We start from the raw sequence: 25,166 nt of genomic DNA, 5'->3' as shown, positions 1-25,166 counted from the left end.
GAATGCGCTGCAATGGATTTCGGGATGCTTCCACCGGAGATCAACTCCGGCCGGATGTATGCCGGTCCCGGCTCGGCGACGCTGCTGGGCGCAGCGCAGGCCTGGGCGCAACTGGCCGACGAGCTGTACGCGACGGCCGGCGCGTACCAAGCGGTATTGGTCGAGCTGACCAATGGACCGTGGGCGGGCCCCGCGTCGGCGTCGATGACGGCGGCTGCCGCACCCTACGTGGAATGGCTCAGCGGCACCGCGGCGATCGCGGAGGAAACCGCCGACCGAGCGACCTCCGCGGTCGCCGCCTTCGAGACGGCGTTCGCCACCACGGTGCCACCACCGGTCGTCGCGGCCAACCGCAGCCTGCTTGCGGTGTTGGTGGCGACCAACTTCTTCGGACAGAACACGCCGGCGATCGCGGCCGCCGAGGCGGAATACGCCGAGATGTGGGCCCAGGACGCCGCGGCGATGTACAGCTACGCGGCCTCGTCGGCGTCCTCGACGGCGCTGACGGCGTTGAGCCCACCGCCACAGAACACCACCCCGGGCGGCCCGGCCGGTCAGGCAGCCGCGGTGAGTCGAGCGGTCGGCGCACCCGCCGGCGATGCGCAGAGGGTGGTGTCCGCGGTCCCGCAGCTGCTGTCCTCGGTGCCTGGGGCGCTTCAAGGCCTCGCGACCGCTGCGCCGGGGGCCTCGTCCGACCCCCTGACCCCGCTGACCGACCTGATCACCTTGTTGATCAGCGCGCCGAGCGGCGCATCCACCCTGGGTGTGCTCTTCCCCATCTCGATCCTTGACGGGGCGATTGACTTCCCCTACGCCGTCGCCAGCGGCCTGCTGGGCTACCACACCGACGTCATCGTCAGCGGCTGGGACGGGGTCGAGGCTTGGCCGGGGATCCGACCCGCGCCCGTCACCGATTTTCCGGCGACCTTGTGGAATTTGAACGCGGGGTGGAATTTGAACGCGGGGTGGAATTTGAACGCGGGGTGGAATCTGAACCCGGGCACGGTGTCGGCCGGGCTGGCTGAGGCCAAGGCGGTGGGGGCGTTGTCCGTGCCGCAGGGCTGGACCGTCGAGGCTCCAGACGTGCACCCGCTGGCGCTGACGTCACCGCTCACCGGCGCCGACTCCGCGGCGGCCGCCCCGTTGGAAATCGACTCCAGCGCCACGCTCAGCGACATGGGACTGGCGGGCATGACCGGGCGCGCCATGGCCGGGCCGCCGGGCGGCGGTGCGGACGGCGGCACGGTCACCGGGCAACGGGTCGTCGCCCGGTTCGGCGACGCGGCGCCCGACCGCGATGCCGAACCCACCCGCGCCGAACCGCGGGTCGTGGTCACCGGAGTCGCGGCCAGGATCCGCGAGATCACCAAGCTGCGCGACGGGGGGCAGCTGACCGACGACGAATACGACCGGCTGAAAAATCAACTGCTCGGGCGCTGAGCCGCGACCGTTCTAGCCGGGGCGAGCCGACCGCGCGCCGCCAGCGTTGGTGTCGGGCCGGACGGTCCTGTAGAAGGGTCTGGTGGAAGACGGCCCACCCAGATCCTTCGACCCGTCGGTGCTGCGCGAGGCGATGGTCCGGCGGTTGTACCGCCGCTCAACGGCCGAGGGCCAGATCACCGTTCCCGCGGTCCCGGGCCTGATCGACGAGTACGTGCAGCTGTGCGCCAACCTCTGCGCCAGCCTGGGCGTCGCCTACACGGACGAACAGTCCGTCCAACTCAGGGTGGTGCTGGAGGCGGAGCTGGCGAAGGCGTTCAAGGCCTCCCCTCGCTCCGACATCGTCATCTCGTTCAGCGTCCCCTTCGGCACCGGGCTGAACTACCGCGTCAAGGCCCAATGGCGCAGCATCGAGGCCGACTACGAGCAGTGGGTGGGCTTCCGCGCACCGCCGCTGTTCGGCACCGAACCGGACGCGCGGGTGATGGCCCTGGCCGCCGACGTGCGGGACCCGGCGGCGTACCGGGTGCTGGACATTGGGGCGGGGACCGGACGCAACGCCCTGGCCCTGGCCCGGCGCGGCCACCCGGTGGACGCGGTCGAGATGACGCCGAAGTTCGCCGAGGAGATCCGGTCGGCGGCCGAGGTCGAATCGCTCTGCGTGCGCGTCATTCAGAGCGATGTCTTCACGGCCCTGGAGGGAGTCCACGGTCAGTACCAGCTGATGTTGCTCTCCGAGGTGGTGTCCGACTTCCGCACGACAAACGAGCTGCGGGGCGTGTTCGAACTCGCCGCGGACTGCCTGGCTCCCGGCGGAGTGCTGGTGTTCAACACCTTCGTAGCGCGTCCCGGTTACACCCCCGACGCCGCCGCCCGCGAGTTCGGCCAGCAGTGCAACACGATGCTCTTCACCCGCGACGAGGTAGCGGCATCCGCGGCGGGGCTGCCGCTCGAGCTGGTCGGCGACGATTCGGCGTACGACTACGAAAAGGCGCACCTGCCCGAGGGGGCATGGCCGCCCACAGGCTGGTTCGACGGGTGGGCCGGCGGCCTCGACGTGTTCGACGTCGAGCGGGAGCAGTCCCCGGTCGAGTTGCGCTGGCTCGTCTACCGCAAGGGCTGATGCCAGACGAATCATATTGTGGCAGAATATGATTGAAGAGAGGCGGGGGAACCATGGAATCGAACCGGAGAGCACTGCTCATGGCGGCGCCGCTGATGCTGGCGGCGCTGGCCGCTACCGAGGCCGCCACGGGGGCCGACACGGCGGCGAAAGCCGACGTCGCGTTGTCGCCGCCGCCCGAAAACGGGCCGGATCCCGCCGAGACATTCGTCCTACCCTTCGACCGGATTGCGTTCGAATCCTGGGGCAATCTGCCGGCCCACAGCGGCGAAATGGCGAAGCTGTACGGCGACTTCGACAAGCCCGGGCCGTACCTGGTGATGATGAGATGGAATCCCGGGTGGTTCAGCGCACCGCACACGTATGCGACCGACCGCATCCAGGTGGTGGTGTCGGGCACGTGGTTCGTCAACAGCGGCAACGACTTCCGGCCCGAGGACGCCGTGCCCGTCGGCGCCGGGGGCTACGTGAAACGGGCCGCGCGAACCCCACACTACGACGGGGTGCCGGCCAGCCAGCCCGACCCGGCGGTCATCGCCGTGTTCGGGGTCGGCCCGGTCGACATGCGCCTGGCAGACCCGACGCAGCCGTCCTGGCGTCAGGTCTGAATTCAGCTCGACTTGGTCAGATCGCGGGTGGCCGGCCCCTCCAGGAGCGTGCCGTCGGGCGCGAACCGCGACCCGTGCAATGGGCATTCCCACGCCTTATCGGCGTCGTTCCAGTTGACGATCCCGCCCAGGTGCGTGCAGACCGGCGAGACGCGGTGCTCAGTGCCGTCCACGCGGCAGCGGGCTTGCAGGTGCCACGGCGGTCCGCTGACCACGCCGCCCTCGTCCGGGCCCGGGCCGCGCCGGCCGATACGCGTCGCGGGGGTCACCCAGCCCTTGGCCAGGTCGAAACCCACCTCCGCGTTGAACTGCATGGCGGTGAATACCCCGGAGAGCTCGTGCGCGCTCCAGCTGGCGAACGCGCGCGACCAGTCCATCCGCCCGCCCAGGATGCGGCTCGACAGCGCCAGCGCCGCGGCGGCCCCGTTCGTCATCCCCCACTTGTTGAAACCCGTTGCGACGAAGATACTTTCGTTGTTCGGCAGGATGGGGCCGACGTACGGCAGGTCGTCGATGGGCGTGTAGTCCTGTGCGGACCAGAAATGGGTCTGCTCGGCGCCGGGGTAGTGCTGCCGGGTCCAGGACGACAGTTCTTCGAGGTCCTTGGAGGGGCTGCGGCTGCGGCCGACGGTGTGGCTGGCTCCGCCCACGATCAGCCGTTCGCCGTCCGCGGCGGGCGCATAACGGACCGAGCGCGTGGGCGAGTCGGTGGAGATCATCATCGGCCGCGTGATCTCGCCCGGCACCCGGTAGGCCAGGCAGTACGAGCGGCTCGGCTGCAGCCGCGCGAAGAACCCGCCGCGGTCCAGGATCGGGATGCCGGTCGCGAGCACCAGTCTGCCGGTCTCGAGTTCGACCTCGCGTTGGGCCGCGTCGTTGACGTAGACGCGCAGCTTGTCGCCGCGCCACGACACCCGGCGGACCCGGGCGTGTTCGACGAGCCGTCCCCCGCGGTCGGTGAATTCCTCGGCGAGTGTGTCCAGGAACGGCATCGGGTCGAATTGCGCCTGCTCCGGCAGCCGCACGCCGCCGTGGTACGGGAAGGGCACGCCCGCGTCGTCGCTCCACTCGACCGGCAGGCCGACCGCCTGGCACGCCTTCAGCTCGGCCTTCGCCGACGGGACGCCCTTCGCGGACTGGGCGTAGGTATAGGCGTCCTCCCGCTGGACCGCGACCCCGTGCGTCTCGCAGTGGTTGATCACCCAGTCCTGGCCCTCGCGGTTGCCCTCGACGTAGGCGCGGGCCAGGTCCTTGCCGTGCTTGGCCAGGATCTTGGTCATGTGGGTGCCCTGCAGCAGGCTGATCTTGGCGGTGGTGTTGCCGGTGGTGCCGGCGCCGACTGTGCGCGCCTCCAGCACCAGCACCTCCTTACCGGCGCGGGCGAGCAGCACCGCGGTCATCAGGCCGGTGATCCCGGCCCCGACGACGATGATGTCGGCGGAACGAGGTCCGTCCTCAAGCCGGCTTGCGGACCAGGGGGGTTCGACGCGGTCGGACAGCCATAGCGAGGTCACGACTGCACTGATACCCCGGCAGCCCCGGGGGTAACCGCCAAGCGGGTCACCCGCGTTCGAGCTGCGCTTTCGCCCCCCTGACGACTTGCGCGGCGGTGCGGCTGGCCCGCTTGGCCTTCTGGTATTCCCCGTCGGCGGCATCGAGTTCGCGCTCGGCGGCGCGCAGACCCGCGAGCGCTTCGTCGCGGCGGTGTTGAGCGGCGGCGCGGTCGGCTTGCCGCGCGGACAACGCCTCGTCGGCCTCCGCCAGGTTGCGTTCGGCGCCCATGACGACCGCGGTCAACTCCTCCCGCCGGCGCGCCGCCCCGTCGTCGGGCCGTTGCGCGGGCGGACCCGATCGTTTGGCTTTCCGGCCCCTCTTCGGCGGGGGCCCGGGCTCCGGGGGAAGGTCGGCGGACGCGCCGAAACCCGACCACTGCTCGGGACCCGTCAGGCGCCCGAGGCGCGCGCGGACGTCGGGGTCGGCGATCGCGGCCTGCAGCGTGCTGGTCACGTCGTCGCGCGCGGTCGGCGACGGCGTCCGAATCCGGGCCGTCTCGAACGCGGTGCGCGCGAGCTGACCGATGAGTTTGTGCTGCTCGGCCGACAGCTCGCGGATCCGGTCGCCGTCCATCGCCGCGTGCGCGTCGCGGAGCCGGTCCCCCAGGTCGCCCAGCCGCCGCGCGGTGTCCTGGTGCTCGAGGGCCAGCCGATTCACGATCCACGCGGACGTTGTGGGCTTGCGAGACGCGGAGATTCGCTTCGCGGCGGCGGTGTCGCCGCGCTTCCTTGCCGCGGCCGCCAACTTGGCGCGTTCCGCGGTGAACGCCTCGGGTCGCTCCCGGTAGAGAGCGTCGAGTTCGTCGTCGGCCATGACGCCATGATCCCCCGAAGCCAAGGCTGTGAGGCACCCGTCTGTTTCGGATCGTGTCCCCCGGGCTACCTCATCTATAACTTTCAGCCCACACGAATCAAGGATCCGGCACCCAATGACGTCAGAAAACAGCGATCAGCTCGTCCGGCGGATCCTTAACGTCAAGCGGCCCCGCCGAGTGTTGCTGGCCGCGCTGGTGCTCATCGCGGTCGCCGGCGTGGTGTACGCGGTGGTGACCCCGCAATGCGCCGGCGGAAGCTGCGGAAACCACACCGCCGCCTCGAAAACTTCTGGACCGGCCCAGGTCTCGATCACGCCCGGCGCCAACGCGCGCGACGTCGACCCGCTCGCCCACGTCACGGTCAAAGCCGACGCCGGCACGCTGACCGACGTCCATATGGTCAACGAGAGCGGCAAATCGGTCGAAGGCGTGATGACTCCGGACAACACCGTCTGGAAGCCGACCGTCCCGCTCGGGTACGGACGCACCTACACGTTGACCGTGAGCAGCCGCGGCCCGAATGGCGTTGCGTCGACCCAAGTGTCGTCCTTTTCGACGTTGCAGCCCTCCAACCAGACCAAGGTCTCCTTCACCACGACGTCGGAGGCGGCGCTGAAGGACGGCGGCACCTACGGGGTGGGCACCGTGGTCGTCGCCCACTTCGACGAGCAGATCGCCGACCGGGCGGCGGCCGAGCGGCAGCTGAGCGTGACCGCCAGCCCCAAGGTCGAGGGCTCGTGGTTCTGGGTCGACGGCCAGAGCGCCCACTGGCGACCCGAGCACTACTACTCGCCGGGCACGACGGTCACGGCGGAAGCCAAGATCTACGGAATCGGCCTGGGCGACGGACTGTTCGGGCAGGATGACACCCGGGTTTCCTTCAAGATCGGGGACGCGCACGTCTCCATCGCCGACGATGCCACCCACCAGGTCAGCGTCTTCGACAATGGCGCCCTGGTCCGCACCATGCCCACTTCGATGGGAATGGGCGGCACCGAAAAGGTCGGCGAGCAGACCATTTCGCTGTGGACCCCGCCGGGCGTCTACACCGTGCTGGACAAGGGCAATCCGGTCATCATGGACTCCTCGACGTTCGGGTTGCCCAAGAACTCCCGCCTCGGATACCGCGAGACCATCAACTGGGCCACCAAGATCAGCACCGACGGCATCTACCTTCACGAGCTCGACGCCACGGTGTGGGCCCAAGGGCACCAGGACACCTCACACGGATGCCTGAACCTCAACGCCGACAACGCGAAATGGTTCTACAACTTTTCGGTTCCGGGCGACGTGGTGGAGGTCCGCAACAGCGGCGGCCCCCCGCTGAAGCTGGCGCAGAACGGCGACTGGACGCTCAGCTGGGACCAGTGGCGTCAGGGCAGCGCTTTGAAGCCGGCGTGATGGTATGGCCTGTGTCTCATCGACTGTGAGATGTGCGCGGCTTCACAATAAAGTCTTGACTCATTCCAGATAAGTGCGTCATATTGATGCGGTGTCAGCGACGGGCGATCACGCGGAGCTGCTGCGAATGGCCGATCTGCGGGTGACCCGTCCCCGGATCGCGGTGTTGCAGGCCGTGGACGCCCATCCCCACGCCGACACCGAGACGATCTTCTCGGTGGTGCGCGGCGCCCTGCCCGAGGTGTCTCGACAGGCTGTCTACGACGTGCTCAACGCGCTGACCGCCGCGGGTTTGGTTCGGCGCATCCAACCGTCGGGGTCCGTCGCCCGCTACGAGTCGCGGGTCGGCGACAACCACCACCACGTCGTGTGCCGGTGCTGCGGCATCATCACCGACGTCGACTGCGCGGTCGGTGAGGCCCCATGCCTGACCCCGGCGGACGTCGACAACGTTCTCGACGGCTTCGTCCTCCACGAGGCCGAGGTCATCTACTGGGGCGTCTGCCCCGAATGTGCAACAGCCGGTTCCTAGTTCGCAGCCCGTTTCACCGAAGAAAGGAATGCCGTGTCCTCCGAAATCTCCGAAAGCCGTCCACCCCACGAAGATTCCAAGACAGCCAGTAACAGCGAGAGCGAGAACCCCGTCATCCCCTCGCCCGAGCCGAAGGCGCGCGGACCGCTGACGAACCGGGACTGGTGGCCCGACCAGGTCGACCCGTCGACGCTGCAGCCGCACAACCCCAAGTCCAGCCCGCTCGGCGACGACTTCGACTACGCGGCGGAGTTCGCCAAGCTCGACGTGGAGGCCCTCAAAGCCGACATCTTCTCGGTGATGACCACCTCGCAGGACTGGTGGCCCGCCGACTACGGCCACTACGGGGGGCTGTTCATCCGGATGAGTTGGCACGCCGCGGGCACCTACCGCATCTTCGACGGTCGCGGCGGCGGCGGCCAGGGCATGCAACGCTTCGCCCCGCTCAACAGCTGGCCCGACAACGTCAGCCTCGACAAGGCCCGCCGGCTGCTGTGGCCGGTCAAGAAGAAGTACGGCAACAAGATCTCCTGGGCGGACCTGATCATCTTCGCCGGCAACTGTGCCCTGGAGTCGATGGGCTTCAAGACCTTCGGCTTCGCGTTCGGCCGCGAGGACGTGTGGGAGCCCGAAGAGATCCTGTGGGGCGAGGAGGACACCTGGCTGGGCACCAACAAGCGCTACTCGGGCGAGCGTGACCTCGCGCAGCCCTACGGCGCCACCACCATGGGGCTGATCTACGTCAATCCCGAAGGGCCCGAAGGCAAGCCGGACCCGGTGGCCGCTGCGAAGGACATCCGCGAGACGTTCGGCCGGATGGCGATGAACGACGAGGAGACCGCCGCCCTCATCGTCGGCGGGCACAGCTTCGGCAAGACCCACGGTGCCGGCAACGCCGACCTGGTGGGTCCCGAGCCGGAGGCCGCCCCGATCGAACAACAGGGCCTCGGCTGGAAGAGCTCCTACGGCACCGGCAAGGGCAAGGACACGATCACCAGCGGTCTGGAGGTGGTCTGGACCTCGACCCCGACCAAGTGGGGCAACGGGTTCCTGCAGAACCTCTACGGCTACGAGTGGGAGTTGACGAAGAGCCCCGCCGGGGCCTGGCAGTTCACGGCCAAGGACGGAGCCGGCGCCGGGACCATCCCCGACCCGTTCGGCGGTCCGGGCCGCGCGCCGACGATGCTGGTCACCGACGTGGCACTGCGCGAGGACCCGATCTACCGCCGGATCACCCAGCGGTGGCTCGAGCACCCCGAGGAACTGTCCGAGGCGTTCGCCAAGGCCTGGTACAAACTGCTGCACCGCGACATGGGCCCGATCAGCCGCTACCTCGGCCCGTGGATCCCCGAGCCGCAGCTGTGGCAGGACCCGGTCCCCGCGGTCGACCACGAGCTGGTCGACGAGCAGGACGTCGCGTCGCTCAAGAGCAAGGTGCTGGAGTCCGGCCTGTCGGTTCCGCAGCTGGTCAAGACGGCGTGGTCGGCGGCCGGCAGCTACCGCGACACCGACAAGCGCGGCGGCGCCAATGGCGCCCGGCTGCGGCTCGAGCCGCAGCGGAACTGGGAGTGCAACGAGCCCTCCGAGCTGGACAGGGTGCTGCCGGTCCTGGAGAAGATCCGGCAGGACTTCAACGGCTCCGCGTCGGGCGGCAAGAAGATCTCGCTGGCCGACCTGATCGTGCTGGCCGGATCGGCGGCGGTCGAGAAGGCGGCCAAGGACGCCGGGTACGAGATCTCTGTGCACTTCGCGCCCGGGCGTACCGACGCCTCCCAGGAGAACACCGACGTGGAGTCGTTCGCGGTGCTCGAACCGCGGGCCGACGGGTTCCGCAACTACGTCCGACCCGGCGAGAAGGCCCCGCTGGAGCACCTGCTGATGGAGCGGGCGTACCTGCTCGGGGTGACGGCTCCGGAGATGACGGTGCTGATCGGCGGCCTGCGTGCGCTCGGCGCCAACCATGGCGGCACCAAGCACGGGGTGTTCACCGACCGCCCCGGCGCGCTGACCAACGACTTCTTCGCCAACCTGCTCGACATGGGCACGGAGTGGAAGCCGTCGGGAACCGCGGAGAACGTCTACGAGGGCCGTGACCGGGCCAGCGGCGAGCTGAGGTGGACCGCGACTGCGAACGACCTTGTGTTCGGGTCGAATTCGGTGCTGCGCGGGCTGGCCGAGGTCTACGCCCAGGACGACAGCCACGGCAAGTTCGTGGAGGACTTCGTCGCGGCGTGGGTGAAAGTCATGAACAGCGACCGGTTCGACCTCAAGTAGTCAGCTCAACACTGCGACGCCCCGGGAGCCACCCGCACCCGGGGCGTCGTCGCGTTGGTGGGCGTTGGCGTCGCGCGGTTGCCCGTCACGGGCGCCCGTCGCGGGCGCCCGCGACATATAAACGACGCACACGACTCGCCGGTTGGGGTCGCGCTGGATTATGTCTCGCGGTCGGGGACGCGGACGGGGACGCGGACGCGGACGAGCCGTCGAATGGCGAGCACCCGGACACCCGAGAATGGATCAGCGGGCGAAATCCCACTGGCCATAGTCGGCGGCGAGGACGTCGTCGATGTCGACGTTGATCCCGCCCAGCAGCGGACTGGGATTCGACGGGCTGTTGACCACCGCTTGGTAGAGCACCGCCGCGGGCTCGCGGTCGCCATGCGACCACGAGCTGGTCTGCCACGCCCACCGGTGCCCCGGCGTGCTCGAGTGGCCGATCACCCCATCCCTGATCGCCCAGCCGCAGGCCTTGGCATGCCCGTAGATGCCGGTGCGGCCGACGCCCAGGGCGGAGTTGATCCCCCGGAACCAGTCGACGGCCGGGCCGTTCCAGGTGTTCTCGTCGATGTCGTCGTCGACGCTGAAAAAGATTGGGGCAGAGGGAGGCCCACCGGCGGCTGAGTGCAGCCCCATGGCGGTGTGGGCGTCGGCCACTCCGCCGTCGTAGCCGCGGGTGTAGTCCGACGGGTCGGGCCAGCCGGGCTTGCCGTACTGGAAGTTGCTGACGATCTGCAGGCCCGCCGCGCGCAACGCGTCGGCGTACTCGCGGGTGATGGGCTTGGCCTCGAAATTCGCGCCCGGCCGCGACGCCGATACGTAATTGACCACCCCGTCGTAGCCGGCGGCCTTGATCTCGTCCGGTGAGATCCGCCGCTCGGCGAAATCGATCAGCCGGGTGGCGGCGGCCGATGCCACCGGCGCGGCCAGGCCGGCGGCCGCGCCCAGCAGGACGGGCGCCAGCGCGTATTTGAGGAGGTCGCGCCGGGTGACCGGGGGCGGTCCGGGTGGTGCAGCCGAGTCGGGCACCGCGCGATGGTAACAACTCGGCGCCCGGCTCAGAAACGATGCTCGGCCTTGATGAACTCGGCGGCGCGCTCCCCGATCACCACGCACGGCGCCATCGTGTTGCCGCTGGTGATGCGCGGCATGATCGATGCGTCGGCGACGCGCAGATTCTCGAGGCCATAGACCTTCAGGCGCCCGTCCACCACGGACATCTCGTCGCGGCCCATCTTCGCGGTCCCCGACTCGTGCCAGTAGGTGCTGACGGCGTCACGAAGGTAGGCGTCCAGTTCGGCGCCCGACAGGTCGCCCGGCATGACCTCGCGCGCGACGAAGGGTCGCAGTTCGGGGGAGTTGCCGATCTCCCGGAGGGTCTCGATGCAGGCGATGGCCGTCTTGAGGTCCTCGGGTTCCGACAAGGCGTTCGCCTCGATCCGGATGGGATCGTCCGGGCCCGGTCCCGACAACCGCAACCGGCCGCGGCTGGCGGGGTGGGTCGGTGAGCCGAACAGGATCCAACTATTCAGGGGCAGACCAAATTTGGCGACGTTCTCGGGGGTCGACTTGGGAAACGGCCCCAGGCAGGCGAACAGGTCCGGTCCGTCGACGCCCGCCGCTCCCGAGTCCCAGAACAACGCCGCCCCCGCCAGAGCGGCGGGCTGTACACCCTCGGGGAATTCCCAGACGACGTCGAACCCGAAGTGGTCCTGGAAGTTGCGCCCCACTCCGGGCAGGTGGTGGCGGGCTGTCACCCCGGCGCCGCGTAACTCGTCGGAGTCTCCGACGCCGGATTGCATGAGGACCTTCGGGGTGTGGATCGCGCCAAGGGACAGCACGACCTCGGCCTCGGCGGCGACGTGGTGGGTCTCTCCGCCGTGGCGGACCTCGACGCCGGTGGCGCGGTTGCCGTCGAAGGTCACCCGCGTGACCAGCGCGTGCGGCACCACGGTCAGGTTCGGCCGGTCCAGGTAGGGCGCGGTATAGGTGCGGAAGACCGACTGGCGCTTCCCCTCGCGGACCCTCAGGTCGATGAAGGCCGCGCCGCGGGCGCTCTCCATCATGCGACCGTTGGGGCTTTGGAAGGTGGGGATGCCGTGGGCCCGGGCCGCGTCCAGCGTGGCTGCCGCGATCGGATGCGTGTCGCGCGCCGGCTCGACGAACACCAGGCCGCCCCTGCCGCGATGGTGGGGCTCGCCGACGCCGTGCCAGTCCTCGATCTGCCGGTAGAGGCCGAGGACGTGCTCGTAGTCCCACGCCGGTTCGCCGGATTCGTCCGCGAAGTGGTCCCAGTCGTTGCGGTGCCCGCGTGCCCACACCATGAGATTGATGCTGGAGCCACCGCCGAGGGCCTTTCCCATCGAGAACGGGATCGAACGCCCGTGCAGCCGGGGGTCTGGTTCGGACACGAACGCCCAGTCTCGCTCGCTCCCGAGATTCGTCGGCCACTGCCCCGCCTCGGTTACGCCGGGGACGTCATCGCTGCCGCCGGCTTCCAGAAGCAAGACCCGCACGTCGGCATTCTCGGCGAGCCTGCGGGCGATCACCGACCCCGACGACCCGGCCCCGCACACGATGACGTCATAGCCCGGCTGCAGCACAGCATCCACCGAAGGCTCCTTCTGCTGGGTATTCTTAGGTATACCTAGGCGACGGGGCCGCGGCCCGAACGGTTCAACGGTTCCGCCAAGTGGTCCGCACGTCGCTGTGAACGCCCGAGTGGCATGATCTTCGCGTGGGGGACATTTCCGGTACGACCCGCGCGCGGCGCGGCGATGTTCGAGGTCGTTGCGCTCGCTTAGGCAGGCGAACTATAGTCTGGACACATGTCCAGTTTGCTGTCACGGAGTTCGGGAGTCCGTTGACGGCGTTGGATTCGGCGCCATTCCGCCACCGTTCACCAGCACAGAAGAGTTGAGTATGCGAATTGCCTTGCTGTCCTACCGTAGTAAGACCCATTGCGGCGGACAGGGCGTCTACGTGCGACATCTCAGCCACGGGCTGGTGGAGCTCGGTCACGACGTCGAGGTGTTCTCCGGGCAGCCGTACCCGGACCTGCTGGATCCGCGTGTGCGCCTGACCAAGGTGCCCAGCCTGGACCTGTATCGCGAGCCCGACCCGTTCCGTGTGCCGCGGCCAAGCGAGATCCGCGACTCGATCGATCTGCTGGAACTGCTCACGGTGTGGACCGCGGGCTTCCCCGAACCGCGGACGTTCACGCTGCGGGTTGCCCGGTTGCTGGCCCGGCGCGCGGGCGACTTCGATGTCGTCCACGACAATCAGAGCCTGGGCTCGGGGCTGCTGACCATCGCCGGCGCGGGGTTGCCGGTGGTGGCCACCGTGCACCACCCGATCACCCGCGACCGGGTGCTCGACGTCGCCGCCGCGCCGTGGTGGCGAAAACCATTCGTGCACAGGTGGTATGGGTTCTCCAAGATGCAAAAGCAGGTGGCGCGGCGGATTCCGGACCTGTTGACGGTGTCGTCGTCGTCCGCCGCGGACATCGTTACCGATTTCGGCGTCTCCCCCGCCCAGCTGCACACCGTGCCGCTGGGCGTGAACACCGAACTGTTCAAGCCCGGAACCGAGCCGCGGCGGCGCGGGAGGGTCATCGCGATCGCCAGCGCCGACACCCCGCTGAAGGGTGTCCGCACCCTGCTGCACGCGGTCGCCCGGCTGCGCACCAGCCGCGACCTCGAGCTGCGGTTGGTGGCGAAGGTGGAGCCGAACGGCCCCACCCACAAGCTCATCGCCGAGCTGGGGATTTCCGATATCGTCCACATCACCAGCGGGGTCTCCGACGCCGACCTGGCCGCGCTGTTCGCCTCGGCCGAGGTCGCCTGCATTCCTTCGCTCTACGAAGGCTTTTCGCTGCCGGCCGTGGAAGCCATGGCGAGCGGCACTCCGATCGTCGCGAGCCGGGTGGGCGCGCTGCCGGAAGTCGTCGGATCCGACGGCGCATGCGCCGAGCTGGTGCCGCCCGCCGACGTCGACGCGCTCACCCAAGCGCTCGGTAATCTCCTCGACTCGCCGGAGAAGCGGCGGAGACTGGGCGGGGCGGGGCGGGCGCGCGCGGTCAACGTCTTCAGCTGGGAGGCCGTGGCCGCGCAAACCGTCCGTGTCTACGAGCGGGCTATCGCGCGCGGGGACGGCGCCGAAGGCCAAAGCCTATGCTGACGGTCGATTTCGATCGGCTCGGCGTCGGTCCGTCCGTCAAGGTCATCGACGTCGGTTGCGGGGCGGGCCGGCATGCCTTCGAAGCGTATCGGCGCGGGGCAGACGTCGTTGCCTTCGACCAGAACGCCTCAGAGCTGCGCTCGGTGGAGACGATCCTGCAGGCCATGGCCGAGGCCGGCGAGGCGCCCCCCGGGGCGTCGGCGACGGCCGTGCTCGGCGACGCGCTGCGGCTGCCCTACGCCGACGAGACGTTCGACTGCGTCATCGCGTCCGAAATCCTCGAGCACATCCCCCAGGACGACGCTGCCATCGCCGAACTGCTCAGGGTGCTCAAAGTTGGTGGCACTCTGGCGGTCAGCGTGCCGCGATGGCTGCCCGAGCGGGTGTGCTGGCTGCTGTCCGACGAGTACCACGCCAACGAGGGTGGCCACGTGCGCATCTACCGCGCCAGCGAACTGCGCGACAAGATCCGCAGCGGCGGCATGGAGTTGACGCACACCCATCACGCGCACGCCCTGCACTCGCCGTTTTGGTGGCTCAAATGTGCTGTGGGAGTGTCGAATCCGGAACACCCGGCGGTGGCCGCGTACCACAAGCTGCTGGTGTGGGACCTGATGCGGCGACCGAAGGTGACCAAGCTGGCCGAGTCGCTGCTCAATCCGCTCGTGGGCAAGAGCGTGGCGATGTATTTCACCAAGCGGCGCGCCGTTGAGAGCGGGGAAAGCGCTGCGGGACTGGGGTACTCCGTTGCGTCGGTTTGATCCGCCGGGGGTCCCGGGCGTCGTCACCCCGGAGCAATGCCGGCAGACCGCGCATTCGATCGCCGCGGCGCAGGAATCTTCGGGGGCCATCCCCTGGTTCGAGGGCGGTCACACCGATCCATGGGACCACGTGGAGTGCGCGATGGCGCTGACGACGGCGGGACTACTGGAGCCGGCCCGGGCAGCGTTCGAGTGGAGTCGACGCACCCAGCGGCCCGACGGGTCCTGGCCGATCCAGACGCGCGCCGGGACGATCGAAGACGCCAACAGCGACAGCAACTTCTGCGCTTACATCGCCACGGGAGTGTGGCACCACGTGCTGATCACGCGCGACAAGGCCTTCGCCAAGCAGATGTGGCCGGTCGTGCGAAAGGCGATCGACTTCGTCATCGACCTGCAGTTCGGCTACGGCGAAATCTATTGGGCGCGAAGCGAAGCCGGACCCGTCCCAGAAGCCCTCCTGACCGGGTGTGCCAGCGTGTTCCACAGCATGAGGTGTGCGCTGGCGCTCGCCGGACTCGTCGGCGAACCGCAGCCGGAGTGGGAGCTGGCGCTCGGGCGACTCGGCCACGCCATCGCCGCACATCCGGAAGCGTTCACCGAAAAGGAACGCTATTCGATGGATTGGTACTACCCCATCCTCGGTGGCGCGCTGCGCGGCCCGGCGGCGGCCGCGCGGATCAGGCAGCGCTGGGACGACTTCGTGGTCGGCGGTTTGGGGATCCGCTGTGTGGACGACCGCCCCTGGGTGACCGGCGCGGAGACGTGCGAACTGGTGATGGCCCTCGACGCGCTCGGCCACCGCTCGACCGCGCACGAGCAGTTCGCTGCCATGCAGCACCTGCGCGAAGAGGACGGTTCCTATTGGACGGGCCTGGTCTTCGCGGACGGCAAGCGCTGGCCCGAGGAGCGCACGACGTGGACGGGGGCGGCCATGATCCTGGCCGCCGACGCGCTGACGGACACCACGGCGGCCGCCGCGATCTTCCGCGGGGACGTGTTGCCGATGGGCCTGCAGACGGACTTCGATTGCGAGTGCGTCGTCAGCGGGCCGGGGCGCTGATCCGCTCCCCCGGCGTGCCGCCGACGCGTTCGAGCACCCGCAGCGAGCCGGTCGCGGACACCTGCCGGAACTGACCGGAATCCACTGCGCGGCAGTAGATCAGATACGGCGGACGGCCGCCGTCGCGGGGGTCGGGAAACACGTCGTGGATAACCAGCGCCCCGCCGACGGCCACCCACTTCGCCCAGCCGTCGAAATCCTGGTTGGCGGCGATTTCCGAATGACCCCCGTCGATGAACAAGAACTGCAGGGGCGCCCGCCACGCCCTGGCCACGACCGGTGACTTGCCCACCACGGCGACGACGTTGTCGTCGAGCCCCGCGGCATCGAGGGTGCGGCGAAACGTCGGCAGCGTGTCGAACAGCCCGGTGACCTCGTCGACCATCGACGCGTCGTGGTACTCCCAGCCGGCCTGGTGTTCCTCCGAGCCGTGATGGTGGTCCACGGTGTAGAGCACCCCCCCGGATTGCCGTGCGGCCGCGCCGAGGAGCAGCGTGGATTTTCCGCAGTAGGTCCCGATCTCGACGGCGACGCCGCCGTCGAGGTAGCGCAGCGCGGCGTCATAGAGCGCGCGGCCCTCGTCGGCCGGCATGAAGCCCTGCACCTGCTCGGCCAGCGCGAACAGACGCTCGGTTGAGGGGACGTCGGTGCGGCTCATGACCTCAACCTATAGGCCTGCCCGGTAGCGCCGACGACGTGGCCTCCCCGGCATCGTCTTGCCATCCTGCTGTGTTGCTTCGATTGCCGCGGCGGGTGTCCCACAAGTCCTTTTCGTCGGTAAGCGTGCAGCCAGTATCGGCTCAGCTCGACCTGGTCGAGTGGACGACAGTGCACGGCAGGTGAACGCGTCCGCCGTCGATGAGCGGCAGGATGGTGGCCATCCGCTCAGCCATGTCGCGCATTTGTCGGGCTTGCGCAGGTGACATTTGTCGGAGGACTGCGTCCGGGAGTTTCCCGAAGCTGCCGGAGAAACCCGCGGCGTTTCCGAGAAACGTGGTGGGGCCGAGGAAGTCGATGCGCCAGCCGGCATTTTCCAGGGTGTCGCGGATATCGAGTTCGGATACCGCCTCCATCGGCGCGATGACACCGTTGACGTCGTCACCGGAGAAGCAGTAGAGAAACCAGCGGGCGCCTGGCTTTGTCGAGCGGTGCAGCGCGGCTGCGTAAGCCCGCCTGCCGTCTCGGTCCAGGCAGTGGTACATCGCGCTGTCGACTACGGTGTCGAACTTCCCGTCGTAACCGGTCAATTCGGTGATGTCGGCGACCTCGAAGCGTACCCGCACGCCGGTGGCGGCGGCGCGTACGCGGGCCCGTTCGATCCCCGTCGGCGAACTGTCGAGGCCGGTCACGGAATAACCTTGGCGGGCAAGGTAGATCGCGTTGTCACCCAGGCCGCAGCCCGCGTCAAGTACTTCTCCCCGGATCGCACCGAGCGCCACGAGTTCCATGAGTCGCGGCTGCGCCTGCCCCACATCCCACGGGATTCCGGCGGGGGCGGGGGCGCCCGGAAACGCCGACGCTCCGCGATAGAGGCGTTCATAGGATTCGCGGTTGTGACGGAAGGCTTCCGACGCCGGTTCCACAGGGTGGTCCGTGCTCATTGGAGTCGTCGCTGAATATTGCCGACGTGCAACCTATTTTGCCGTTCGCGGCGCGGATGGTGGTCGAGCCAATGGTAGGCGGCGAGTTTGATCCGGTCGTTGAAGAGGAAGCACGCCACCGCGTAGGCCCACACGAAGCCGGCCCAGCGCCACCCGAGCGGGGTCATCGCCACGCCGTACACGGCGATCAGGGTGGCGATGGATTGCGCCGTGACGACCGCACCCAGCAGCAGCCGCGCCGGTGCGGGCCGCGACCAGAAGGGTCCGCGGGAGCGCGTCAGGAAGATGGTCAGCTGGCCGGCGACCGACAATTTCAGGTAGATCATGGTGCGGATCACGCCATGGCTGAGGCCAAACGCCTTGTCGGCGATGAAGAACAGCGTGAAGGTCGCGACGACGCCGACGACGCCCAGCACGGTCGCGATGGTCAGCACGGCGCGCATGTCCCACTTGACGGGCTTGGGTGAGCCGCGCACGTGATCGTAGGCGATGGTCAGAATCGCGCCGTCGTTGAGCAGTGCCAGAAACACGATCATGGCGGCGGTGACCGGGAAGAAGTTCATGAACACCACGGCCAGGGTGATCAGGAGCAGCACCCGGATGGTTTCGGCGATGCGGTAGGTGGCGTAACTGGTCAGCCGAGCGAAGATTTCGCGGGCCAGCCCGACCGCCGACACGATCACCGACAACCCGGGCGCCAGCAGGACCACGTCGGCGGCCGCGCGGGCCGCGTCGGTCGCCCCGGACACCGCGATCCCGGCGTCGGCCTGCCTGAGGGCGGGGGCGTCGTTGACACCATCGCCAGTCATACCGACGATGTGCCCACGGGCCTGCAGCAGCCGCACGATGCGGTACTTGTGTTCGGGGAACACCTGCGCGAAGCCGTCGGTCGCTTCCACCCGGGCGCCCAACTCGTCGTCGTCAGCGGAGCCGTCGAGAATGGCGGCGTCGAGGATCTGGTCGCCCAGGCCGACCTGCCGGGCGATCTCGCGGCCGATGGGGACCTGATCGCCGGTGACCATCTTGACGTCGATGCCGAGTTTCTTCGCAGCGGCGATGGTCGCGGCGGAGTCCTCGCGGGGCGGGTCTGCCAAGGCCAGCACGCCCATCAACCGCCAGGTGTCCTCACGGTCCGTCTTGGCCACGCCGAGGGAACGGTACCCGCGGGCGGCGAACCGTTCGACGACGTCGCCCACCTCCGCGCACGCGCCGTCACCGTCGCAGAGGGCGGCGATGACCTGTGGCGCGCCCTTGCTGACACGGAAGGTCTCACCCTCCACGCCACGCACCAGAGCCTCGGTGCGTTTACTCACCGGATCGAACGGAACGAAGCCCAGAAACTCCAGCACCGGATTGCGGCGCCGTTCGGCGATCTCGTTGAGCCCGTGGCGCTCGAGCCTGTGCGTGGCCTCGTTGGTCGTCAAACCCGCCCCGGAGCTGTCCAATTCGTTCAAGAGCTGCGGCAGCGGCAATTCGATCAGCTTGTCGGTGGTCTCCGTCAACCCCGCCTCCCCTTGGGCTCGCCTCGCGGCGATGCTCGTCGGTGCCAACGTTCGCAGCTGCGCCCGCGGTGCTCATAGGGCCCAATGCCCTTATTTCGACGAACCTAGTTCGACGGACGAAGCCTTGATCGCTACCCGAACGGGTGTTCAGAGCCGACGGATGCCGACCACTGAGCGCGAGAAGCACCGCCGATGTCTCAAACGATGGCGAACAGCGGGCCGAGCGGTCTGGCCCGTGTCGGTCGCGCTGAGGATGCTGACGTCGGTCAGATTGTGGGCCGCGATGTGGCGCTCGAATTCGGGCAGGAGCGCGTAGCGGGGCGGGGCGGGATTCGCCGCGAGAATACGGTGGCCGTGCAGCGGGGAACTACTACATTTCGTCATAGATTCGCCGTGTTCGGCATCCCGCAAAGCTCGCTTAGCGATGCAAGTTCGGCGTTTTGTTATTGCACAGTTGAAGTTGAGGCCGTTATTGCACAGTTGAAGGGGAATCGGCAGACAGGCCGCCACCGGCAGGGCGGACGTCACGCCGGCACCCGTTTACGCGGGGGTGTCGCCGCTGGAGTACGACCTCATGGCGCGCATTCCGACGGCGATATCACGATCCCGGGCGTGCGCCCGCCGACGGGCGACGACCGACGGGTGCCGGCCGATGGCCTCGACGCGTTCTCGCCGCGCGCGCTGGGCCGCGAGCCAACGCGGATGGGATTCGAGGAAAATAACCGTCGCTTCGGATTCATTCGCCACGATTGTCAACTCCCCTCAGAGCAACTGCCAAGGCTACCAGCGGTAGTTATCGGCCTGTAATCAAGAATGCCCGGGGCATCCTGAGACCAAACCACCTCGCAAGATGAGAATTGGCCATGAATTTTCCCGCAATCCCTCGGCGACTTCCGCGGCACCGTCGGTTCCGGTCGGGCCGCGGTCCAAACCATAACGGCGACCACTGACACGAATTGCGGGTTCGGCTGCGCGGGGCGGCGGCTGCTATCGTCCCTTGCTTATGCCGGAGATGGATCGTCGCCGCATGATCTTGACGACAGGGATCGGTGTGCTGGCGGCCGCGCTGCCCGTCACGAAAGCCCAGGCCATGCCGGGTCCCGCGCGACCGCCCGCCGCTCCCAGCGGCCAGACCGGGACGTACGTCTTCCAGGACGAGTTCGACGGTCCCGCCGGCTCGGCCCCCGACGGCTCGAAGTGGGCGATCGCGCGGGCGCGCGAACAGATCAAGGACCCGACCTACTGGGAGCAGCCCGAGCACATCGGCCAATACCGGGACGACCGCCAGAACGTCTTCCTCGACGGTAAGTCGAACCTGGTCCTGCGCGCCGCCAAAGATGGGCCCACCTACTACAGCGGCAAGGTGCAAAGCCTGTGGCGCGGGGGCGTCGGGCACACCTGGGAGGCCCGGATCAAGCTGGACTGCCTGACCGCTGGCTGCTGGCCCGCCTTCTGGATGGGCAACGAGGGCGAGGGCGAAATCGACACGATGGAGTGGTACGGCAACGGCAACTGGCCGGCAGCGACCACCGTCCACGCCAAGGCGAACGGCGGCGAGTGGAAGACCCACAACATCGCGCTCGACAGCGCCTGGCACACCTGGCGATGCCAGTGGGACGAGGCCGGCATCCGGTTCTGGAAGGACTACGCCGACGGGGCCCAGCCCTATTTCGACGTCCCGGCCAGTTCGCTGCCGGACTGGCCGTTCAACGGACCCGGGTACACCGTGTACCCCGTCTTCAACCTCGCCGTCGCGGGATCGGGTGGTGGCGACCCGACCTCGGGAACCTACCCGGCGCAGATGCTCGTCGATTACATCCGCGTCTGGTAATCGCTCAGTGCGTCAGCAGGGCGGTGGCGCTCCACGGCCGAGTGCCCGGGTGGCGCGGATCCGGTTGGGGCAGCCAGGCCAACGGGCGCATCGCCAGCGGCAGGCGATGAAATCGCCGGGCGGCCAGGTACAGCGCCTCCACTTCGACTGTCCGCCAGCCGAGGCTTTCGAAGTAGGCCAGCCCGTTCTCGGGCGCAAACTTGAACGGCGCGTTCTGCAGCATGCCGGCCATCTTCTTGTTCATCATCTTCTTGAGGCCGGGCCCGGCGAAGTCCAGCATCCACCAGGCGACCTCCGGCCTTCGGATCGCGCCCGAGAGCGCGGCCACGTCGCGTTCTTCCAGGTACATCAGCAGGCCCTCGGTCAGCACCAGCGCTCTGGTCGCTCCGGTCAGCGCCTCGTCGAGGAAGGCGTCGCGGGCCTGCGGGTCGGCGAGGTCGACGGCCGCCCGGGTCAACCGGCAGCGTGGCACCTGGTCGGCTAAGAGCTGCGTCTTCTCGGCGAGCAGCTTGGGCAGATCCGCCTCCACCCAGGTGAAGTCCGGCGGAAGGTCCAGACGGTAGGGGCGGGTGTCCAGCCCGGCGGCCAGGTTCAGCACCCTGTCGCAGCCGTCGGCGATCGCGGCGGCGATGGCGTCATCGATGAGCTTCGTCCGGGCGACGAGCCACCAGCCGTTGCGGGTGCTCCGTGGAACCGCGGCGACGATCGCCCGGCCGTGTTCGCCGGCGAGGCGTTCGGCGAGCGGGTCGCGAAACAGGGCGTCGGGGCGGGCCGATTCGGTCGCCCGGTGCAGTGCCGTCCACCGTGCCGTGTCGGAGACATGGGTGATGGAGTGCCCTGGGCCTGACATACGGTGCGTTATAGCACCGCCGTTCAGGTGCCGGCGAACCAGGCGGTGGTTATCGTCCGCGTCTGCGGCGGTGGAAAGCGGTCGTTGCCGGGCGCGCCCAGCGGGCCGACCTTGACCGACCACACCGGACCCGACCTGTCGATGCAGGTCCCGGGTGGCTGGTCGGGGAGGCACAGGACGGCGACGCTGGTGACGTCGGCGCCGCACCCGTAGAAGCCGACGTACCCGTCGGTCCGTCCACCCCAGGCGCCGCCGTTGCGTGCCAGGCAGCGCGTGCCGTCGTCGAGCGTCAGCGCGAACGGGGTCGGCTCGGAGGGGTGCTGCACGGGTGGCAGCGGGCCCGTGTAGTTCACCCGATGGAGTCGCATGTCCCAGGGGTTGTCGACGCAGAGCAGCGACCCGGGCGTCGAGGGCCAGCACGTGGCGGCGTCGGCCGCGCTCGGGGAGCAGGAGTAGATGTTGTCGGCGACCGCCGAGGGGGACGACGTGGTGCAGTCGCTGACGGTGGCGACGTTGCCCTGCGGCGGCGCCTCTTGATAGCCGTTGATCGGCTGGCCGCCGGGTCCGACGGCCACCGCCGTGATCACCTGGGTGGGCGGCGGATCGGCGGCGGCCGATCCGGCCGTCAGCGTTGCCACCAGCGCCGCGACGGCGATCCATACCAGGGCAATGCGTGACACCACATTCATGAGCTGACCTCCCCGTCCGAAGAAAACCCTTGCGAGCCTTCGTGCAGACTAGAGCGCCGACGCCGCCGCGGTTGCCTTCTCGCGCCGATTGGTACGGTGCGCTGATGGCCGTACGCAACCGCCGCTTCCTGCTCCGCGAACGACCCACCGGGCGGATCGGCCCGGACACCTTCGAATTGAGCGAGGACACGGTCCCCGACCTCGGCGAGGGCGAGGCGCTGGTGCGGGTCGAGTGGATCTCGCTCGACCCGACGAATCGGATGTGGATCAACGACACGCCTACCTACCTGCCGCCGGTCGCGATCGGCGAGGTCATGCGGGCCGCCGCGCTCGGCGAGGTCGTTGCCTCGAAGAATTCCCGCTACCCCGTCGGCCAGAAGGTGCAGGGCTTGCTCGGCTGGCAGGAGTACGCGGTCATCACCGACGCGTCGTTCTTGACGCCGGTCGACGTCGCCGACGGCATGTCGCCGAGCACCTACCTGGGCGCGTTGGGATCTACGGGGCTGACCGCGTGGGTTGGCATCCACGACATCGGCAAGCCGCAGCCCGGGCAGACGGTCGTGGTGTCCGCCGCGGCGGGTGCGGTCGGGTCGGTCGCCGGGCAGCTGGCCAAGGTGGCCGGTGCGCGGGTCGTCGGGATCGCCGGCGGTCCTGAGAAGTGCGCACTGCTCACCGAGCAACTGGGCTTCGACGCGGCGGTCGACTACCGCGCCGACGACTGGACCGCCCAGCTCTCGGCGGCGACACGCGATGGCGTCGACGTCGACTTCGAGAACGTGGGCGGCGACATCATGGACGCGGTCTTCGCGCGGCTCAATATCGGTGCGCGCGTTGCCCTCTGCGGTCTGATCTCCGGCTACAACGCGGCCGATCCCCCACCAGGTCCGCGGGCGTTCGGGAACGTGCTGATTCAGCGGGCAACGGTACAGGGCTTCATCGTCCTCGATCACTTGGGGCGGGCGTCGCAGGCGGCAACCGAGATCGGCGGGCTCATCGCCGCGGGTAAGCTCACCCCGCTCGAGACCGTCGTCGAGGGATTCGAGCAGCTGCCCGACGCGATCAACATGCTGTTCGACGGCAAGAACGTCGGCAAGCTTGTGGTCAAAAGCGACTGAGGCTCAACCGAATTCGAGCAGCCGACCACCCGTCGCCCTGGAGTGCGCGGTGAGGTAGCTGATGGCGCACCGGTCGACGGCCAGCGGTCGCAGGGACCTTTGCGTCCGAATTTCTCGAAGTCGAACGCTATGGATTCGACGAGCTTGATGGCCATCGGGTCATCGATGATCGGATCGGGTCGGGCGGCCTGGTGGGCCCTTCCGCGCAGGGTCAGCAGCGCCGTTTCGGCGACGCCGGTCAGCTGGCCGGCGTCCCCCTATTGGTTGACCTTCCCGTCCATCAAGCCGATCCGTGCCGGGCCGACCGCGCCTGCCGGGTCACCGTCGGAAAAGATAGTGCACGACCGATCCCACGAGGGTCGCGGCCACCGACACCAGGAGCATGGAGACCACGGGAACGTAGATGCGCACGTTGCCGCGCTCGACCCGGATGTCACCCGGGAGGCGGCCGAACCACGACAGGCCACCCGCCCACAGCAGTATGCCGAACAGCACGACGAGTATCCCCGCCGCGACAACGAGTGGGCCGATGTTCCTATCCATGGCTAGGTCGGCGTGGACGCCGGGTCGACGGGGACCGCGATCTCGTTGCGGCGGCGCATCGGCAGCGTCCAGGGCGGATCGTAGAACCAGGTTTCGGGCCCTCCGACCGGCTCGATGCCCTTGTCCCGCAATGTCTTCAACAGCTCATTGGTGCGGCGCGCCACCCCTTTGGGGCTCCAATCACCGCTGAATCCGAGGACGGCCACCGTCTGGGCCGGCACGGGGACCAGCCGGACCTGGTCGTCGTTGGGCATCGGGAGGGTTTGCATTGTCCACTTCGCCGGCATGAAAAACCTGATGGTCCAGCCGTTCTCGGCGCGCGCGGACTGAACGACGGGCGCCGTCATCGAAATCGACTGGGCGCCGTGGTTTCCGCCGAAAATGTACCCCGCCAGCCGGCGGAACCCGACATTCCGCGCACCGTTCTCGTCGTCGACGACCGTCGTCTCGGCGGCGATGCGCGCCCCGTAGCGGCGAATCTCCACGGTGTCCGTGAGCGGGTGGCGCTTGAACTTCGGCTCCTCGAGGCCGACGCGGATGCCGCCCACCGCCAGCACCGACTCGGCGACCTGCCCGGCGAGCCTCATCGGATTGATCATCGACATCGTTCCCTTCCTCGGTTCGGGTGCGGCCGGCGCCTACGTCGCGGAGTCCCCTTGCATTGACCCACCTGCGTCCCGGCGCCGCAAGCACCGCGGGTCGCGGCGCCAACGTTGGGATTGGTAGCCACCGGCGCGGGCTGTACTTACCGCAACGACGACGCCAACGGGGCGGCGCCACACGAAAGGAAATCAGCAAATGAAGCTCGTGCCCACCGGCATCGAAGAGCAGATCAACCGCGTCGACCGTCAGCGCAGCCTGTACATCGGGATCAGCGCCGGCCTGGTCGCCCTGTGGAGCGCCTTCCGCCTGTTCTGGGTCCTTCTACATCGGGATGGCGTTCGGTTGGTTCATGGGGGCGATGGTCTTCCAGCTCGTGCTGTGGGGAGTCGTCGGCGCCGCGGCCGGCGTCGCCGCCGTCGGATTCCTCACCCGCTACAGCAAGGGGTCTTGAGCCCCGTCCGCGTTGCGGGGCAATCCCCCGGCGCGCCAGACATAAACTATTGCGAGCCCTGTCGGCGTGTCGTCGCAAGGGGTTATGTGTCGACGCGCGGGGTGTTGCCACGTGCGGGCGCTGGGCCGGTTCCCGGCGGGCCTGCGAGGCAATCCCCCGGCGCGCCAGACATAAACTATTGCGAGCCCTGTCGGCGTGTCGTCGCAACGGGTTATGTGTCGACGCGCGG

Annotated in this window: 23 protein-coding genes and 2 pseudogenes; 13 read left to right on the top strand and 12 right to left on the bottom strand. The window is 68.6% G+C overall.

Features of this window, described 5'->3' with window-relative positions; genetic code table 11:
- Positions 1–12 precede the first annotated feature (12 nt).
- The 3 genes from G6N56_RS29390 (at position 13) to G6N56_RS04150 (ending at position 3,171) form a co-directional block, all read left to right on the top strand.
- Positions 13–1,440, top strand: a complete 1,428-nt coding sequence (locus G6N56_RS29390; protein ID WP_085257241.1) for a PPE family protein, SVP subgroup — start codon at positions 13–15, stop codon at positions 1,438–1,440.
- Positions 1,441–1,522: 82 nt separating this feature from the next.
- Complete coding sequence (locus tag G6N56_RS04155; protein WP_085257240.1) at positions 1,523–2,563, top strand: class I SAM-dependent methyltransferase; 1,041 nt, start codon at positions 1,523–1,525, stop codon at positions 2,561–2,563.
- Positions 2,564–2,616: 53 nt separating this feature from the next.
- Positions 2,617–3,171 carry a cupin domain-containing protein gene (locus G6N56_RS04150; protein WP_085257239.1) on the top strand — a complete coding sequence of 185 codons (555 nt, stop codon included), beginning with the start codon at positions 2,617–2,619 and terminating at the stop codon, positions 3,169–3,171.
- Positions 3,172–3,173: 2 nt separating this feature from the next.
- Here G6N56_RS04150 and G6N56_RS04145 read toward each other — a convergent pair whose 3' ends face one another.
- Positions 3,174–4,685 (bottom strand): FAD-dependent oxidoreductase, encoded by a 1,512-nt coding sequence (locus G6N56_RS04145; protein ID WP_180150473.1) that lies wholly within the window; start codon positions 4,683–4,685, stop codon positions 3,174–3,176.
- A gap of 46 nt (positions 4,686–4,731) precedes the next feature.
- Positions 4,732–5,538 (bottom strand): hypothetical protein, encoded by an 807-nt coding sequence (locus tag G6N56_RS04140; protein WP_085257238.1) that lies wholly within the window; start codon positions 5,536–5,538, stop codon positions 4,732–4,734.
- A 115-nt stretch (positions 5,539–5,653) separates the two neighbouring features.
- Between G6N56_RS04140 and G6N56_RS04135 the strand changes: the two genes are divergently transcribed.
- The 3 genes from G6N56_RS04135 to katG all read left to right on the top strand — a co-directional run bounded on the left by G6N56_RS04135 (position 5,654) and on the right by katG (position 9,746).
- Positions 5,654–6,940 (top strand): L,D-transpeptidase, encoded by a 1,287-nt coding sequence (locus tag G6N56_RS04135; RefSeq protein WP_085257237.1) that lies wholly within the window; start codon positions 5,654–5,656, stop codon positions 6,938–6,940.
- A 127-nt stretch (positions 6,941–7,067) separates the two neighbouring features.
- The gene (locus G6N56_RS04130) at positions 7,068–7,472 is read left to right on the top strand and encodes a Fur family transcriptional regulator (protein ID WP_085257387.1); all 405 of its coding nucleotides are present in this window, start codon (positions 7,068–7,070) and stop codon (positions 7,470–7,472) included.
- A 33-nt stretch (positions 7,473–7,505) separates the two neighbouring features.
- Positions 7,506–9,746: a catalase/peroxidase HPI gene (gene katG / locus G6N56_RS04125; RefSeq protein WP_085257236.1), complete on the top strand. Its 2,241-nt coding sequence runs from the start codon at positions 7,506–7,508 to the stop codon at positions 9,744–9,746.
- Positions 9,747–9,989: 243 nt separating this feature from the next.
- Here the strand turns inward: katG and G6N56_RS04120 are convergent, their stop codons facing one another.
- Together G6N56_RS04120 and G6N56_RS04115 are read right to left on the bottom strand one after the other, a co-directional pair.
- Positions 9,990–10,778: a DUF1906 domain-containing protein gene (locus tag G6N56_RS04120; RefSeq protein WP_085257235.1), complete on the bottom strand. Its 789-nt coding sequence runs from the start codon at positions 10,776–10,778 to the stop codon at positions 9,990–9,992.
- 29 nt (positions 10,779–10,807) lie between these two features.
- Positions 10,808–12,361: a GMC family oxidoreductase gene (locus tag G6N56_RS04115; protein ID WP_085257234.1), complete on the bottom strand. Its 1,554-nt coding sequence runs from the start codon at positions 12,359–12,361 to the stop codon at positions 10,808–10,810.
- A 310-nt stretch (positions 12,362–12,671) separates the two neighbouring features.
- Here G6N56_RS04115 and G6N56_RS04110 point away from each other — a divergent pair, with 310 nt between their 5' ends.
- Genes G6N56_RS04110 through G6N56_RS04100 form a run of 3 tightly spaced genes read left to right on the top strand, consistent with a single transcriptional unit; the run spans position 12,672 to position 15,752 of the window.
- Complete coding sequence (locus tag G6N56_RS04110) at positions 12,672–13,928, top strand: MMP alpha-(1->4)-mannosyltransferase (protein WP_085257233.1); 1,257 nt, start codon at positions 12,672–12,674, stop codon at positions 13,926–13,928.
- Positions 13,922–14,689 (top strand): class I SAM-dependent methyltransferase, encoded by a 768-nt coding sequence (locus G6N56_RS04105; protein WP_085257232.1) that lies wholly within the window; start codon positions 13,922–13,924, stop codon positions 14,687–14,689. The genes G6N56_RS04110 and G6N56_RS04105 overlap by 7 nt, the downstream gene beginning before the upstream one ends.
- Positions 14,676–15,752 carry an MMP endo-(1,4)-3-O-methyl-alpha-D-mannosidase gene (locus G6N56_RS04100; protein ID WP_085257231.1) on the top strand — a complete coding sequence of 359 codons (1,077 nt, stop codon included), beginning with the start codon at positions 14,676–14,678 and terminating at the stop codon, positions 15,750–15,752. The genes G6N56_RS04105 and G6N56_RS04100 overlap by 14 nt, the downstream gene beginning before the upstream one ends.
- Here the strand turns inward: G6N56_RS04100 and G6N56_RS04095 are convergent.
- From G6N56_RS04095 to G6N56_RS04085, 3 genes are all read right to left on the bottom strand, one after another.
- Positions 15,733–16,410: a class I SAM-dependent methyltransferase gene (locus G6N56_RS04095; RefSeq protein ID WP_085257230.1), complete on the bottom strand. Its 678-nt coding sequence runs from the start codon at positions 16,408–16,410 to the stop codon at positions 15,733–15,735. The two genes, G6N56_RS04100 and G6N56_RS04095, sit on opposite strands and share 20 nt — an antisense overlap.
- A gap of 142 nt (positions 16,411–16,552) precedes the next feature.
- Positions 16,553–17,335, bottom strand: coding sequence for a class I SAM-dependent methyltransferase (locus tag G6N56_RS04090; RefSeq protein WP_232069206.1), 783 nt, complete (start codon positions 17,333–17,335; stop codon positions 16,553–16,555).
- Between the two features lie 14 nt (positions 17,336–17,349).
- On the bottom strand, positions 17,350–18,825 hold the full coding sequence (locus G6N56_RS04085) for an HAD-IC family P-type ATPase (RefSeq protein WP_408632687.1): 1,476 nt from the start codon (positions 18,823–18,825) through the stop codon (positions 17,350–17,352).
- 222 nt (positions 18,826–19,047) lie between these two features.
- Between G6N56_RS04085 and G6N56_RS04080 the strand changes: the two genes are divergently transcribed.
- Positions 19,048–19,662 (top strand): hypothetical protein, encoded by a 615-nt coding sequence (locus tag G6N56_RS04080; RefSeq protein WP_158090742.1) that lies wholly within the window; start codon positions 19,048–19,050, stop codon positions 19,660–19,662.
- Between the two features lie 196 nt (positions 19,663–19,858).
- Complete coding sequence (locus tag G6N56_RS04075) at positions 19,859–20,686, top strand: glycoside hydrolase family 16 protein (protein ID WP_085257226.1); 828 nt, start codon at positions 19,859–19,861, stop codon at positions 20,684–20,686.
- Between the two features lie 4 nt (positions 20,687–20,690).
- Here G6N56_RS04075 and G6N56_RS04070 read toward each other — a convergent pair whose 3' ends face one another.
- Together G6N56_RS04070 and G6N56_RS04065 are read right to left on the bottom strand one after the other, a co-directional pair.
- The gene (locus G6N56_RS04070; RefSeq protein WP_085257225.1) at positions 20,691–21,536 is read right to left on the bottom strand and encodes a class I SAM-dependent methyltransferase; all 846 of its coding nucleotides are present in this window, start codon (positions 21,534–21,536) and stop codon (positions 20,691–20,693) included.
- 23 nt (positions 21,537–21,559) lie between these two features.
- Positions 21,560–22,225 (bottom strand): hypothetical protein, encoded by a 666-nt coding sequence (locus G6N56_RS04065; protein WP_085257224.1) that lies wholly within the window; start codon positions 22,223–22,225, stop codon positions 21,560–21,562.
- Positions 22,226–22,329: 104 nt separating this feature from the next.
- Here G6N56_RS04065 and G6N56_RS04060 point away from each other — a divergent pair, with 104 nt between their 5' ends.
- The gene (locus G6N56_RS04060; protein WP_085257223.1) at positions 22,330–23,340 is read left to right on the top strand and encodes an NADP-dependent oxidoreductase; all 1,011 of its coding nucleotides are present in this window, start codon (positions 22,330–22,332) and stop codon (positions 23,338–23,340) included.
- 12 nt (positions 23,341–23,352) lie between these two features.
- Here G6N56_RS04060 and G6N56_RS28765 read toward each other — a convergent pair.
- From G6N56_RS28765 to G6N56_RS04050, 3 genes and pseudogenes are all read right to left on the bottom strand, one after another.
- A pseudogene (locus G6N56_RS28765) lies at positions 23,353–23,582 on the bottom strand (class I SAM-dependent methyltransferase); the annotation flags it as partial.
- 76 nt (positions 23,583–23,658) lie between these two features.
- A complete protein-coding gene (locus G6N56_RS04055; protein WP_085257222.1) occupies positions 23,659–23,883 on the bottom strand; it encodes a DUF2905 domain-containing protein in 225 nt (74 codons plus the stop codon).
- Between the two features lie 2 nt (positions 23,884–23,885).
- On the bottom strand, positions 23,886–24,482 hold the full coding sequence (locus G6N56_RS04050; protein WP_408632686.1) for an SOUL family heme-binding protein: 597 nt from the start codon (positions 24,480–24,482) through the stop codon (positions 23,886–23,888).
- A 199-nt stretch (positions 24,483–24,681) separates the two neighbouring features.
- Between G6N56_RS04050 and G6N56_RS04045 the strand changes: the two are divergent.
- Positions 24,682–24,937: pseudogene (locus G6N56_RS04045) on the top strand (hypothetical protein).
- Positions 24,938–25,166 lie beyond the last annotated feature (229 nt).

This window comes from Mycobacterium saskatchewanense (assembly GCF_010729105.1).
GTDB classification, from domain to species: domain Bacteria; phylum Actinomycetota; class Actinomycetes; order Mycobacteriales; family Mycobacteriaceae; genus Mycobacterium; species Mycobacterium saskatchewanense.
Note: the sequence above shows the minus strand (reverse complement) of the source record. Positions and strands in the feature narration are given on the sequence as shown.